Annotated in this window: 10 protein-coding genes; 6 read left to right on the top strand and 4 right to left on the bottom strand. The window is 58.3% G+C overall.

Going from position 1 to position 14,076, the window contains the following annotated elements:
- Positions 1-1,405, bottom strand: a 1,405-nt coding sequence (locus QZ517_RS17115) for a DUF3604 domain-containing protein (protein WP_294229221.1), incomplete at its 3' end; no start/stop codon positions are given.
- 433 nt (positions 1,406-1,838) lie between these two features.
- Here QZ517_RS17115 and QZ517_RS17110 point away from each other — a divergent pair.
- The 5 genes from QZ517_RS17110 (at position 1,839) to QZ517_RS17090 (ending at position 8,426) form a co-directional block, all read left to right on the top strand.
- Complete coding sequence (locus tag QZ517_RS17110; RefSeq protein WP_294229218.1) at positions 1,839-3,386, top strand: ABC transporter ATP-binding protein; 1,548 nt, start codon at positions 1,839-1,841, stop codon at positions 3,384-3,386.
- A complete protein-coding gene (locus tag QZ517_RS17105) occupies positions 3,383-4,462 on the top strand; it encodes an ABC transporter permease (RefSeq protein ID WP_164645845.1) in 1,080 nt (359 codons plus the stop codon). Before QZ517_RS17110 ends, QZ517_RS17105 begins: the two co-directional genes overlap by 4 nt.
- Positions 4,462-5,382 (top strand): ABC transporter permease, encoded by a 921-nt coding sequence (locus QZ517_RS17100; protein WP_294229215.1) that lies wholly within the window; start codon positions 4,462-4,464, stop codon positions 5,380-5,382. Before QZ517_RS17105 ends, QZ517_RS17100 begins: the two co-directional genes overlap by 1 nt.
- A 43-nt stretch (positions 5,383-5,425) precedes the next feature.
- Positions 5,426-6,505 (top strand): BMP family ABC transporter substrate-binding protein, encoded by a 1,080-nt coding sequence (locus tag QZ517_RS17095; RefSeq protein WP_294229213.1) that lies wholly within the window; start codon positions 5,426-5,428, stop codon positions 6,503-6,505.
- A gap of 136 nt (positions 6,506-6,641) precedes the next feature.
- The gene (locus tag QZ517_RS17090) at positions 6,642-8,426 is read left to right on the top strand and encodes an amidohydrolase (protein ID WP_294229210.1); all 1,785 of its coding nucleotides are present in this window, start codon (positions 6,642-6,644) and stop codon (positions 8,424-8,426) included.
- 74 nt (positions 8,427-8,500) lie between these two features.
- On the opposite strand, the gene QZ517_RS17085 is transcribed toward QZ517_RS17090, so the two are convergent.
- From QZ517_RS17085 to trxB, 3 genes are all read right to left on the bottom strand, one after another.
- Positions 8,501-10,576 (bottom strand): bifunctional sulfate adenylyltransferase/adenylylsulfate kinase, encoded by a 2,076-nt coding sequence (locus QZ517_RS17085; RefSeq protein ID WP_294229207.1) that lies wholly within the window; start codon positions 10,574-10,576, stop codon positions 8,501-8,503.
- Between the two features lie 123 nt (positions 10,577-10,699).
- Positions 10,700-12,382, bottom strand: a complete 1,683-nt coding sequence (locus tag QZ517_RS17080) for an adenylate/guanylate cyclase domain-containing protein (RefSeq protein ID WP_294229204.1) — start codon at positions 12,380-12,382, stop codon at positions 10,700-10,702.
- Between the two features lie 150 nt (positions 12,383-12,532).
- Positions 12,533-13,474 (bottom strand): thioredoxin-disulfide reductase, encoded by a 942-nt coding sequence (gene trxB, locus QZ517_RS17075; RefSeq protein ID WP_294229201.1) that lies wholly within the window; start codon positions 13,472-13,474, stop codon positions 12,533-12,535.
- Between the two features lie 218 nt (positions 13,475-13,692).
- Between trxB and QZ517_RS17070 the strand changes: the two genes are divergently transcribed.
- On the top strand, positions 13,693-14,076 hold a 384-nt coding region (locus tag QZ517_RS17070), incomplete at its 3' end, for an Lrp/AsnC family transcriptional regulator (protein ID WP_294229199.1).

Below are 14,076 nucleotides of genomic sequence, written 5' to 3'. Positions count from 1 at the left end.
TGGTGGCGTAGGTTTCCCGCCGCTTGAAAGCATCAAAGATCGCAGAGCGGGAGTTTTCCGTCGCCCAAACCGCTGTGTAGCCTGACGCCACAAGCTGGTGCCCTTCGATTCGACCCAGGTCGCTGGCAATAAACGGATGCTCAATTCGCGTGGGTGACGGCTCCACACTCACGGATTTGGAGAAGAAGTTCTCTTCCTCGGCGGTGGCCAAACCCGTGTGGCTGTCCGTCGCCCCGCCAATACCAAACTTATAAGGGTTCACGCCCAGCTTCTTTTCCAAAGCCAAGCCCTGTTTCAGCGCCTCACGTGCATACTCACGGCCAAGCATATCCTCGGTTTTGAGTTGTGTCAGATCGAGGTTGCCGGTGTCCCAGTTCTCATAGTCCGAAAACTCATCATCCGGGCTCAGGAACGGATGCGCCTCCCCGTCCCCTTTGATCTGGGTGATCTCATAATGCGGCTCCCATTTGGCGCGCAGCTGCACATATTGCTCATCCACTTTGCCACCGTGGTAGGTGTCTTCCGTCGGGAACATCCAGCCATTAGACAGGTTGCCGTTGTGCGCAAACGCCACCGCACGTCCGCCCGTCTTTTCCTGATAGGTTTCCAACCAATCCCAAAGGTGGAACGGATCGGTGTCCCCCATAGGCGGTTGTGTGACCGGCGGCACCACTTGCAAGGCCCGCATTGGTCCGTCGCGCAACATCACGTTGCGGTGCAGGTTGAAGCCTTTGGGCACAGAGGTCCACTCAAAGCCAATAAAGGCTGTGAACCGCCCTGGATCATTGTGCTCCTCAGCCGCATTTACAATTTTTTCCCAGGTGAAGGCAAAGGGATCAGCGCCGGGACTGTAGCTTTCCACCAGCAATTCCGGCAACGTCATCTGCGAGAAGTTGGTGATCAGGTCAAACGCAGTTTTCCCAGCTTCTGCGCCACCTTTCTTATAGCCCTCGTACCATTCTCGCCCTTTTGGATCGGCCAACACTCCCGGCTTGCCCGCCTGCAAATCTGGGGCAAAGCCCATCAGGTCGGTGTGATCCGTCAGTACCATCCAATCCAGCGGTCGGCTCAGCCGAACGGGTTGCCCGGTGGAGGACACAACCTGCTCACCTTTGGCAAATCGCCAGGCATCATCCGGCCCCAAAATGTTGCCAAAGGCGCCCGCGTCCAGCGACAGACCGGTGTGCAAATGAGTTTCGCCCCACAGGGGAAACGTCGGGAATGACCGGTTGGCATAAGGTGAATACGGCGCATCAGCAAAGCCGCTTTCCGCGGCTTCCTTAGAGGGAACTTCCTGCGCATTGCCCGCGGCAGCCAAAAGCAAGGTGGCGGTACCCAGTGCAGCAGCACAGGTTTTTGCGCGAGACAGGGTGACGGGGTAAAATGCGGAACAAACAGGCTTCATTCAACTACTCCCAAATAGATTACAGAACGACCCCGGACGACAGGACCGCATCAATTGAAAAGTGATCGGCGGTATATGCTTCCAAGCTACCTTATATCAGCTGTAAACCAAGAGAAATCGACTCTGAGAATCCCTTCTCCTCACCTTTGGGACGCATCAAACGGTGCAAAAACGCGAGAATCTTAGGCAAACGCTTGCGGCTCAGCCCTGCAACTCTTTCTACGAATCTTTGAAAATACTCTGGCCTAACCCTTAAAAACCAAGGATATGGAAGGCTGCCACCGGACGCCGCGCAAGCCGTTGGTGCCCAGAGTCATTGGCGCCACAGAAGTTTACCTTGCAAGCACAGCAAGCCAGTTTCTAGTGTGAAAGCGTAAGAATTACAGCGGTTTTGCCTTCTTGGAGTGCAGCTTCCGCAATCAGGGGGACAGACATGAGCACACCACTACTCTCCATCAAGGGGTTGACCAAAACCTACCCCGGCGTGGTGGCCAATGACGATGTCTCATTCGACATCGGCACCAATGAGGTGCACGCCCTGCTTGGCGAAAACGGCGCCGGCAAATCCACGCTTGTGAAAATGATCTATGGTTTGGTGAAGCCAGACAGCGGCACCATGACCTGGAACGGACAACCCTTTGCCCCGCCCGAACCCAAAGCCGCCCGCGCCTCAGGCGTGGCGATGGTGTTTCAGCACTTCTCACTGTTTGACGCGCTGTCTGTTGCGGAAAACGTGGCGCTTGGCATGGAGAACCCACCCGCCATGCGCGACCTCGCCCGCCGCATTCGCCGTGTGTCGGAAACCTACGGCCTGCCGCTTGATCCCAACCGCACCGTGGGTGACCTCTCCGCCGGGGAACGCCAGCGGGTGGAGATCATCCGCTGCCTGCTGCAAGACCCCAAGCTGTTGATCATGGACGAGCCGACTTCGGTTCTGACCCCACAAGAGGTCGAAATTCTATTTCAGACGCTGAACAAGCTAAAAGCTGAGGGCACCTCGATCCTCTACATCTCCCACAAACTCGAAGAAATTCGCGCCCTGTGTGACCACGCCACCATTCTGCGTCTTGGCAAAAATGTTGGCGAATGTGTGCCCGCAGACACCTCCGCCCGCGACATGGCGGAATTGATGGTGGGCGACACATTGCAAACCCCAACCCGCACCACGGAGAAGGCGGGCGACGTTGTGCTGGATGTCTCCGGGCTCACGCTTGAGCCGACCAACGACTATGGCACGACGCTCAAGAATATTCACTTCACGGTGCGCGCAGGTGAAATCCTTGGCATCGGCGGTGTCGCGGGCAACGGTCAGGACGAGCTGCTGGCCGCCTTGTCGGGTGAGTCTCTGACATGGCCGGATTCAATCAAGGTCAATGGACAAGATGTGGCCAACCTTGGCCCCAACGCCCGCCGCGAGTTGGGCATACTTGCCGCGCCCGAAGAGCGCCTGGGCCATGCAGCCGCGCCAGATCTGAGCCTGACGGAAAACGCCCTGCTGACCGGCGCGATCCGCGAAGGGCTGACCAACAATGGCTTTGTGAACTGGTCCAAGACCACCGAATTTGCCGACACCATCATCAAAGAGTTTGACGTGCGCACACCGGGCAACCATGTGGCCGCCCGCGCGCTCTCTGGTGGCAACCTGCAAAAATTTGTGATCGGCCGCGAAGTGCTACAGCGCCCCGAAGTGCTGGTGGTGAATCAGCCGACATGGGGTGTGGACGCCGCCGCAGCCGCCTCGATCCGGCAAGCATTGCTGGATCTGGCCGCAGGGGGCGCCGCGATTGTGGTGATCTCCCAAGACCTCGACGAACTTATGGAAATCTCAGACCGCTTTGGCGCGTTGAACGAGGGGCGCTTGTCCGATCTCCGCCCGGCCGCAGGTCTCTCCATTGATGAAATTGGCCTGATGATGGGCGGCGCCCACGGTATGGAAGTTGCCCATGTTGGCGAAGAAGAAAAAGAAGGAGCAAGCGCATGATCGCGCTGGAAAAACGCCCCACCCCGTCCCGCGCCCTGTCGCTTTCCACCCCAATCATCGCGGTGATCATCACCATGATCATGGGCGGGCTACTGTTTTCGGTGCTGGGCAAAAACCCAATTGAAGCCATCCGCACCATCTTCTGGGATCCGGTGTTTGGCGAGTTTGCCTTCTATTACCGCCCCCAGCTTCTGGTGAAAGCGGCCCCACTGGTGCTGATTGCCATTGGCCTGTCATTGGGTTTCAAAGCTGGCATCTGGAACATTGGGGCCGAAGGCCAATACATCATGGGCGCGATCTGTGGCGCCGCTGTCGGTCTGGCTTTCTACCCCACCGAAAGTCGCCTGATCTTCCCCTTGATGATCGTCGCTGGCGCGCTGGGTGGCTGGGCTTGGGGCATGATCCCCGCCCTTCTGAAAGTCCGCTTTGGCACCAATGAAATCCTGGTCTCTCTGATGCTGGTCTATGTGGCCGATCAGCTCTTGGCTTCGATGTCCCTTGGCCTGCTGCGCAATCCCGAAGGCATGGGTTTCCCGGGGTCCCGCAATTTCTCTGACTTTGCCGCAGGCAGCAGCTGGATCAACGAGGCCGCGGGCTTGCACTGGGGCATGGCTTTTGCCTTCATCGCAGTGATCTTCTCCTACATCCTGCTCAACCGCCACATCCTTGGCTTCAACATCCGCCTCACCGGCGAAGCTCCTCGCGCGGCCCGATTTGCAGGGGTGAATCCCACCCGCTTGATCCTATTCTGTCTCGGCACCTCCGGTGCATTGGCTGGGCTGGCTGGATTTTTCGAAGTCACCGGCCCTTCCGGTCAAATCAACATCGACTTCGCGTCTGGATATGGCTTCACCGCGATCATCGTGGCCTTCCTCGGCCGTCTGCACCCGGTTGGCATCCTGCTCGCAGCCCTGCTTATGGCGCTGACCTACGTCGGCGGTGATCTGGCACAAGGCAACCTTGGCTTGCCGTCCGCCGCCATTCAGGTCTTCCAAGGCATGTTATTGTTCTTCCTGCTCGCCCTCGACCTGCTGACCAACTACCGCGTGGTGCTTAAAACCAAGGGAGCCGCATAATGGATCTTTCCGCTATCAACCCCGTCCTGCTGATCGCCTCTCTGATGGTCGCAGCCACCCCGCTCCTGCTTGCTGCCATCGGTGAACTTGTTGTCGAACGCGCAGGGGTTCTGAACCTCGGTGTCGAAGGCATGATGATCATCGGCGCAATTGCAGGCTTTGCTATCTCGGTGGAAACCACCTCACCGATGCTGGGCCTTGTGGCCGCGATGATCGCCGGCGCTGTGCTCTCATTGCTGTTTGCCTTTCTGACGCAATTTGCCTTGGCCAACCAAGTGGCCTCCGGTCTCGCGCTCACACTCTTTGGTCTCGGCCTCTCGGCGCTGATGGGCCAGTCGTATGTGGGCGTCAAACCCCCGGCCATGGCCAAGCTTGATATCCCGGTGTTGTCTGACATCCCGGTGCTTGGCCCGATCCTGTTCAGCCACGATCCTGTGCTCTACATTGGCATCGCCTTGACCGGAGCTGTGTTTTGGTTCCTCAAGAAATCCCGCGGTGGTCTGATCCTGCGCGCTGTGGGTGAAAGCCACGACGCCGCCCACGCGCTGGGATACAACGTGATCCGGGTGCGCATCCTTGCGATCATGTTTGGCGGTGCCTGCGCCGGTCTCGGCGGGGCGTATATTTCGCTGATCCGCGTCCCACAATGGACCGAAGGCATGACCGCCGGTATCGGCTGGATTGCTCTGGCGCTGGTGGTTTTCGCAAGTTGGAAGCCGTGGCGCGTCCTGCTGGGAGCCTATCTTTTCGGCGGAATCAATGTTTTACAGCTCAATCTACAGGCGGCGGGTATTGCCATCCCAGTCGAATACTTGGCAATGTCGCCCTATCTGATAACCATCCTCGTTCTGGTTATTATGTCGGCTGACAAAAGCGGCGCACCCGCCTCTCTTGGCCGCACCTTCCACGCCTCACAATGAGGCACCACATAAAAAACTGCCACCAACAGGGGGACTTCCCAAAATGAAACTGACCAAACTTTTGACAAGCGCAGCTGTTGCGCTGGGTCTGGCAACCACCGCCATGGCCGACACCACCAAAGTGGGTTTTGTCTACGTCGGCCCAGTGGGCGACGGCGGCTGGACCTATGAACACGACAAAGGCCGTCAGGCTGTCGAAGCCAAATTTGGCGACAAAGTGGAAACCACCTTTGTTGAAAGCGTGCCAGAAGGTGCTGACGCTGAGCGCGTGATCACTCAGATGGCCCTTCAAGGTGCAGACCTGATCTTCACCACCTCTTTTGGCTACATGGACCCAACCATCAACGTTGCCAAAAAATTCCCAAAGGTGAAGTTTGAGCACGCAACTGGCTACAAGCAAGCTGACAACGTATCCGTTTACTCCGCACGCTTCTACGAAGGCCGCGCCGTTCAGGGCCACATCGCAGGCCACATGAGCAAAACCAACAAAGTTGGCTACATCGCGTCTTTCCCAATTCCAGAAGTGATCCGTGGCATCAACTCTGCCTATATCCACGCCAAGAAAGTGAACCCGGACATCGAGTTCTCCGTGATCTGGGCCTACACATGGTTTGATCCAGCCAAAGAAGCTGATGCTGCCAAAGCTCTGATCGAGCAAGGCGCTGACGTGATCCTGCAGCACACCGACTCCACCGCGCCTCAGGCCGCGGCACAGGCAGCTGGCAACGTGATCACCTTTGGTCAGGCGTCTGACATGGGCGAATACGCTCCATTCCCACGCGTGTCCTCCATCATTGATGACTGGGCACCTTACTACGTGGCCCGCACCCAAGCTGTCATGGACGGCACATGGGAATCAGTCTCCACATGGGACGGCATTGGCGCTGGCATGGTTGGCATCGGTGAGATTTCCGACGCGGTTCCAGCTGACGTAAAAGCCTCTGCTCTGGCTCTGAAAGAGTCCCTCGCAGACGGCTCCTACCACGCCTTCACCGGCCCGCTGAACAAGCAGGACGGCTCCGCATGGCTGGCAGAGGGTGAAACCGCTGCTGACTATGGCGACAACGGTCTGGCCGGTCTGAACTTCTATGTTGAAGGCATCACCGCCGAGATCCCAAACTAAGCTGATCTTTATTTGATTGCTACAAAGGCCCGCCCCCTCGGCGGGCCTTTTCCTTTTGCAGCCCCGTACTCAACCGACGATTGACAGGTTTTAGCCCACCCCGCACAGTCATCTCATAACCCAGAAGGATTTTGTGATGACTCGTTTGACAGCCACGTTTGGCGGACTTGTGCTTTCCACTTTTCTATCCGCGCCCCTTGTTGCCGAGGAGACTGCCGACACAATTTATTCCGGCGGCCCGATCCTCACCATCAATGATGCCGCACCACGCGCCGAAGCTGTGGCGGTGAAAAACGGGCGCATCCTCGCCGTGGGAGCTCTCTCCGACATGCTCGCCCACCAGGACGACACCACCGAAGTGTTTGATCTGAACGGCGGCACCATGTTGCCCGGCTTTGTTGACAGCCACGGCCACGCGGTGATGGGCGGTCTACAAGCCCTCTCCGCCAACCTGCTCGCCCCCCCGGACGGCGAGGTGCAGGACATCGCCTCCCTGCAAGACACCCTGCGGGCATGGATCGCCAACAACCAGCCCGCCATTGACGCCGCCAACCTGATTGTGGGTTTTGGCTATGACCAATCCCAACTGGCCGAACTGCGCCACCCCACCAAAGAAGACCTGGACGCGGTCTCAACAGACGTGCCCATCATCATTGTGCATCAATCCGGCCACTTTGGCGCCGCCAATTCTGCCGCCTTGGCCGCCGCCGACATCACCCGCGAAACCCCCACGCCGCCTGGTGGGGTGATCCGCTACGCCAGCGACGGCACGCCCAACGGCGTCCTCGAAGAAAACGCCTTTTTCCTCGTCTTGGGTAAGCTCATGGGCGGGGTTGGTGAGGAGGGCTTCAAAGCCTTCGCCCGCGCAGGCACACAACTCTGGGCCAGCTTTGGCTACACAACTGCGCAGGAAGGCCGCGCCACGCCGGAAGTTGCCGAAATCGCCCGCGCCGTGGCCGCAGCTGGCGAGCTACCAGTCGACTTAGCAATCTACCCTGACATTTTGGTCGACCGCGACTACATCCTCGCCAACCAATCGGACACCTATGAAAACGGCGTGCGCATCGCCGGGGCCAAACTCACCATCGACGGCTCCCCTCAAGGGTTCACCGCCTTACGTGATCGCCCCTACTATGATCCAGTCGGCAACTACCCCCCCGGCTACAAAGGCTATGCTGCGGCCAGCGAAGATCAGGTCAACGACGCCATCGCGTGGGCCTTTGCCAACAACATTCAGATCCTGACGCACTCCAACGGCGAAGGCGCCTCAGACATGTTGCTCGCGGCCATCGACGCCGCCGAGCAAAAACATGGCATGGCCGATCGCCGCCCCGTGTTGATCCACGGCCAGTTCTTGCGAAGGGACCAAGTGGCCGACCTGCAGCGCCTCAATGTCTTCCCGTCGCTTTTCCCCATGCACACGTTTTATTGGGGTGACTGGCACCGCGACCACACAGTCGGTCCGATAAACGGCGACAACATTTCCCCCACCGGCTGGGTGCGCGAACGGGGCATGATGTTTGGCACCCATCACGACGCGCCAGTGGCCTTCCCCAACAGCATGCGGGTGCTGTCTGCCACCGTGACCCGCCGCACCCGCTCCGGCGACATCCTTGGTCCCCACCAGCGGGTTGATGTGATGACCGCGCTCAAAGCCATGACACTCTGGCCAGCCTATCAGCACTTTGAAGAGGACCAGAAGGGCAGCATCGAAGTGGGCAAAGTGGCGGACTTTGTGATCCTGTCCGACGATCCAACGGCGGTTGACCCAGAGACCCTCGCCGACATCAAAGTACAGGTCACGGTAAAGAATGACGTGGAAATCTATCGTGCCCCCAAAGGTCCACAGAAGGCCGATCTGATCGCACCAATGGGCCATCACATTCTGGATGTCGCCCATGCCGCCACACGTAAGAACTAAACGAGATGTCGTCCTATGAACGAAAAAAGGCCCGCAAAACGCGGGCCTTTTCCTGTTTCTAAGTAACCGAAGCCTTAGGCCGAAATCAGGCCCAGGCTTTCCAGCTTCAGGATCACCTGATGCGCGCAGTTGTCTACGTCCGCACCTTCGGTTTCCACACTCAGCTCAGGGTTGGCTGGCACGTCATAGGGGTCGGAAATACCAGTGAACTCTTTGATCTTGCCTTCACGCGCCAGCTTATAGAGGCCCTTGCGGTCACGGCGTTCACATTCATCAATCGAGGTTGCCACGTGCACCTCAACAAAGGCACCAAAGGCTTCAACATCTTCACGCACCGCACGACGGGTGGTGGCATACGGCGCAATTGGCGCGCAGATCGCGATACCACCGTTTTTGGTGATCTCGGATGCCACATAGCCAATCCGGCGGATGTTCAGGTCACGGTGCTCTTTGGAGAAACCCAGCTCAGAACTGAGGTTCTTCCGCACAATGTCACCATCCAACAACGTCACCGGACGGCCACCCATTTCCATCAGTTTGACCATCAGCGCATTGGCGATGGTGGATTTGCCGGAGCCGGAGAAACCGGTGAAGAACACGGTGAAACCCTGCTGTGCCCGTGGTGGACGGGTCTTGCGCAGTTCTTTCACAACTTCTGGGAAAGAGAACCACTCAGGGATTTCCAGACCTTCCGCCAAACGACGACGCAGCTCAGTGCCGGAGATGTTCAGGATGGTGACGTCGTCTTTGTCCTGAATTTCATCCATAGGCTCATACTGCGCGCGCTCTTGCACCCAAACCATGTGTTTGAAGTCGACCATAGTGATGCCGATTTCTTCTTCGTTTGCACGGAACAAGTCCTGCGCGTCATACGGGCCGTAGAAGTCTTCGCCTGCAGAGTTTTTGCCGGGGCCAGCGTGGTCACGGCCAACGATGAAGTGGGTGCAGCCGTGGTTGGCGCGGATCAGACCGTGCCACACGGCTTCCCGTGGGCCTGCCATGCGCATGGCAAGGTTCAGCAAAGACATAGAGGTAGTCGACTGTGGATACTTGTCGAGCACAGCCTCATAGCAGCGCACGCGGGTGAAGTGGTCCACATCGCCCGGCTTGGTCAAACCAACAACAGGGTGGATCAACAGGTTGGCCTGCGCTTCTTTTGCGGCGCGGAAGGTCAGCTCCTGGTGCGCGCGGTGCAGCGGGTTGCGGGTTTGGAACGCCACCACTTTGCGCCAGCCCATTTTGCGGAAATAGGCGCGCAGCTCGTTTGGTGTGTCGCGACGGGCGCGGAAATCATAGTGCACCGGCTGTTGGATGCCGGTCACCGGGCCACCAAGGTACACTTTGCCTGCTTGGTTATGCAGGTAGTTCACCGCAGGGTGTGCATCGTCATCTGCGCCAAAAACCATTTCCGCTTCGCGCGCTTTGTTGGGCACAAAGTTGTCGGTCACGGTCATGGTTGCAAGGATCACGCCCTCTTGGTCGCGCAGCGCGATGTCCTGACCGTCTTTGAGGCCAGCCGCGAACTCTTCGGACACATCCAGGTTGATTGGCATTGGCCACAAAGAGCCGTCCGCCAGACGCATGTTTTCAACCACACCGGTGTAGTCTTCCTCGGTCAGGAAGCCTTTGAGCGGGTTGAAGCCACCGTTCATCAGCAGCTCAAGGTCACAGATCTGACGAGGAGTCAGATCCCAGCTGACCAGATCAGCCGCTTCAATTTTCAGCTTCTGAGCGCTCTCATAAGAAACATAAAGCTCAGGAATAGGAGCCAGGTTATTTTGCATTGGATGTGTCCTGTGTTTGATAGGGACCAGGCCGCTTGCCGAGCCTGTCAGTTCCGCGTGCAGCGCGTTGTAGTCTGCGAGCTTGCGGGCGAGGAATTGATCTGTGAGCCGCACTTTTTCCACCGCACCACGCCGGGTGAGTGAATAGGCAAACCTCTGTCGTTTGTCCGGGCCTGCGCGATCACTAATAGTAATCAACCCGGCTTCTGCCGCAGCGCGCAGTTGTGCATTCAGACGCCCCAAAGAAATCCCCACAGCCGCCGCAGTGGCGCGTTGAGATGCGTCCGGCGCCTGATCAAGCTGGCGCAGAAGGCGGAAGAGCACGTCTTCCTCATCTGAAGTGGGTTTGGCGGTCTGAAGCGACATAACAAACGACTCAAAGTGTGTTCACGCGTGAACACATAGGGTGGTTTGGCAAATTCTCAAAGCTTTATCTGACCGACGCATAGCAAACATGCGGCCGTTGCATTGCTGCAACGCAGCATAGCATCACACCTCTACGACCTGCGCTTTCAAAACCGCAGGCAAAGCCGCCGCCCGCTTCAGCGCCAAAGCCTCTACAGGCGCCGCCACCCCACGCAACTCCAGCGTAACCAGATCAAACGCCGCCGGATCATGGCCAGCGGCCCGCAACACCGCCGCACTCACCAACACCTCCACGCCCAATGTCTTGGTCTGCCCTTCAAGGCGACTGGCCGCATTCACAGTGTCGCCAATGATTGTGCGCGGCGCGAGGTTCACCGCGCCAATCTCGCCCAACACCAGCTCACCAAGATGCACTCCGATGCCAATTGCCACGGGCTGTGCATTTTCCGCCTTGAGCGCCTGATTGAACACCTGAAGGGCCGAGCTTATCCCCGCCGCCGCCTCAATCGCCGCCTGCGCCGAAGTCGCCTCGCTGTCGAGCTCAAACACCGCCAGCAGCCCATCGCCGAGATATTTGTCCACCGTGCCACCAACACCGGTGATCGACGGCACAATGGCATCAAAAAACCGATTGAGCAGAAACACCACATCATAAGGCAGCTGGCCCGTGGTGCGGGCGGTGAAGCTGCGCATGTCCAGAAACAGAATGGCCAAGCGCCGCTCCTGCCCCAGACTCTGATGCGCCCGCGCCTGCTGCCCGTCACTGCGAAACACCCGCAGCACCGTGGCTGGCTCTTTAGGCCGCAACTGGCATGCCAGCCGCGCATTGGGCGGCGCGTTCACCGCTGCCAAACTATCCGCTTCCGCTTTTTCCGGCGGATGCAACAAGTCACCACCCTCTTCGACAATCACCCGACACGTGGTGCAACGCCCACGCCCACCACAGAGCGCCATATGTGGCACGCCGGCCACCCGTGACATCTCCAAAAGTGTCATGCCCGGCTGCCCTGAAATCTCCGGTCCATCCACATAGCGAATGCGCACCGCCCGCCGTGCCCCAATGAAACGACGTCCGTAGTGCACCACCATTGTGAGCCCAACAAGGCCCGCAAATATCGCCAATCCGGCCCGGTGAATTTCTGCCAGCCGCGCAAAAGTCTCTGCTGTCGGAAAGCCATAACTTTCCCGCAAAGCCGCGCCACCCACAGGATCAAACAGACGCGCGTTTTGAAGCCGCCCCTGCACCAGAAAACCGGCCAGCGCAAAGGCTGGTATCAACGTCGCCAGAGACAACATCAGCGGCACCACCCGCCGCCATGATGGCAACACCCGCAACCACATGTGCAAGCCGATACAGGCGTGGGTCCACACTACCAAAAGCAACGCCGCCTGTTGCCAGCCACTGGAGGAATTCCAGATCAAACCGGCGATAAAGCCCATCTCTGGCTCCACCTCAAACCGGTTCTCCGCAACCCGCGTGTGCACGATATGGGTCATCAGCAACAGCGGGATCAACAGCCCCAAAATCACCTGCCCCGCCTCGGACACCGGCATGCGCAAGGTGCGCTTGCGCGCCAAACGATACAGCGCCAACCCCATATGGGTCAGCAGCGCGCCGTAGAGAACCAGACCACCAAGAGCGCCCTCTGTGAGCTCTTCCAATAGCTCCTGCCCGCCATGCATCAGCTCCAGCGAAAACAGCCCCAACCCCACATTGAAGAAATGCCACAGCACGTAACAAAACAGGATCAACCCCGACACAATGCGCGCCTTGGTGCGCCAATTGCCTTGCCACAATCTGTTCAACGGTGCCGTCCTTTGTCTGGGGTCCCTGCCTCAGAGACTGGCCAACCCCACTCCCTTGGTCAAGGCGCAGCCTCCTGCGCATCTGCGCACAGCCTCAAAAAAAAACGGGGCCGCCCAAGCGACCCCGTCCAATCCCGTTTTCGCCAAAGCTTACTCGTTTTCGGCGATAAATCGTTCTGCATCCAGCGCCGCCATACAGCCCATGCCCGCCGAGGTCACCGCCTGTCGATACACATGGTCCGTCAAATCGCCCGCCGCAAATACACCCGGGATGGAGGTTTTGGCCGTACCCGGCTCAACTTGCACATACCCACCGTTGTGCAGCTCCAACTGATCTTTCACCAATTCGCTGGCTGGCGCGTGCCCAATTGCAATAAACACACCTTTTGCAGGAATCTCAGTGATCGCCCCGGTCTCCACATGCTTTACCTTCACGCCGGTCACACCCTTGGGCATGTCGTCGCCAACCACCTCTTCCAGCTGATGGAACCACAGCGTTTCGATCTTCTCGTTCTTGAACAGGCGATCCTGCAAGATTTTCTCCGCGCGCAGCTCATCACGGCGGTGGATCAGAGTCACTTTAGAGGCAAAGTTGGTCAGGAAAAGCGCTTCCTCAACAGCAGTGTTGCCACCACCGACAACCACAATCTCCTGGCCGCGATAAAAGAACCCGTCACAGGTTGCGCAGGCTGAGACACCAAAGCCCTTGAACGCCTCTTCACTTTCCAGACCCAGCCACTTCGCGCGTGCACCGGTCGCTAGGATCACCGCATCCGCCGTGTACAATGTACCGCTGTCGCCTTTGGCTTTGAACGGACGTTCGCTCAAATCCAGATCAGTGATGATATCGCCAATGATCTCACAGCCCATCGCTTGGGCGTGTTCCTGCATTTTGACCATCAAGTCTGGTCCCTGCACCTCGGTGAACCCGGGGTAGTTCTCCACCTCAGTTGTGGTGGTCAATTGCCCACCCGGCTCGATGCCCTGGACCAGCACCGGCTCCAGCATCGCGCGGCTGGCATACACGCCCGCCGTATAACCCGCAGGCCCGGACCCAATAATCAGAACCTTGGTGTGTTTAGTGTCGGCCATGAAAGGCACCTTTCCGCGTTGCAAAGTCTTAGTCGCTAGCCGATATAGCCCTCCGCGTGCATCAGGAAAAGCCCAAGACCCAAAAGTGAAACGCACGGTCTGCAAAAACACCCATGTGCAGAAATCCGTAAAAGGATATTGCGCTAACACGAAACATTATTGCGCACACGACCTTAAGTGATATAACAACCGCAAAACTGACCAACGAGACGAGCTACATGCCCGGACACCGGCTAGATCCCATCGATCGCAAAATCCTCGCAGAACTTCAGGCTGACGGCCGCATGACCAATGTGGAGCTTGCCAAACGAGTCGGCATCTCCGCACCGCCGTGTCTGCGCCGTGTGCGCACCCTTGAGGACGCAGGCTACATTCGCGGCTACCATGCGGATGTCGACAGCCGTGCCTTGGGCTTTGAAGTGCAGGTCTTTGCGATGGTTGGGCTTGTGAGCCAGGCCGAAGCCGATCTGTCTGCGTTTGAAGACCGCTGCCGCGAATGGCCCTTGGTGCGTGAGTGCCACATGCTCAACGGCGAGGTGGATTTTGTCCTAAAATGTGTCGCGCCGGACCTCAGCACGTTCCAGACCTTCCTGACCGAAGAT

Origin of the sequence: uncultured Shimia sp. (assembly GCF_913054185.1) — a bacterium.
Lineage (GTDB): Bacteria > Pseudomonadota > Alphaproteobacteria > Rhodobacterales > Rhodobacteraceae > Shimia.
Note: the sequence above shows the minus strand (reverse complement) of the source record. Positions and strands in the feature narration are given on the sequence as shown.

Coding starts and splice junctions, on each gene's coding strand:
- QZ517_RS17110 (WP_294229218.1), top strand. CDS start 1,839: ATGAGCACACCACTACTCTCCATCAAGGGGTTGACCAAAACCTACCCC.
- QZ517_RS17105 (WP_164645845.1), top strand. CDS start 3,383: ATGATCGCGCTGGAAAAACGCCCCACCCCGTCCCGCGCCCTGTCGCTT.
- QZ517_RS17100 (WP_294229215.1), top strand. CDS start 4,462: ATGGATCTTTCCGCTATCAACCCCGTCCTGCTGATCGCCTCTCTGATG.
- QZ517_RS17095 (WP_294229213.1), top strand. CDS start 5,426: ATGAAACTGACCAAACTTTTGACAAGCGCAGCTGTTGCGCTGGGTCTG.
- QZ517_RS17090 (WP_294229210.1), top strand. CDS start 6,642: ATGACTCGTTTGACAGCCACGTTTGGCGGACTTGTGCTTTCCACTTTT.
- QZ517_RS17085 (WP_294229207.1), bottom strand. CDS start 10,576: ATGTCGCTTCAGACCGCCAAACCCACTTCAGATGAGGAAGACGTGCTC.
- trxB (WP_294229201.1), bottom strand. CDS start 13,474: ATGGCCGACACTAAACACACCAAGGTTCTGATTATTGGGTCCGGGCCT.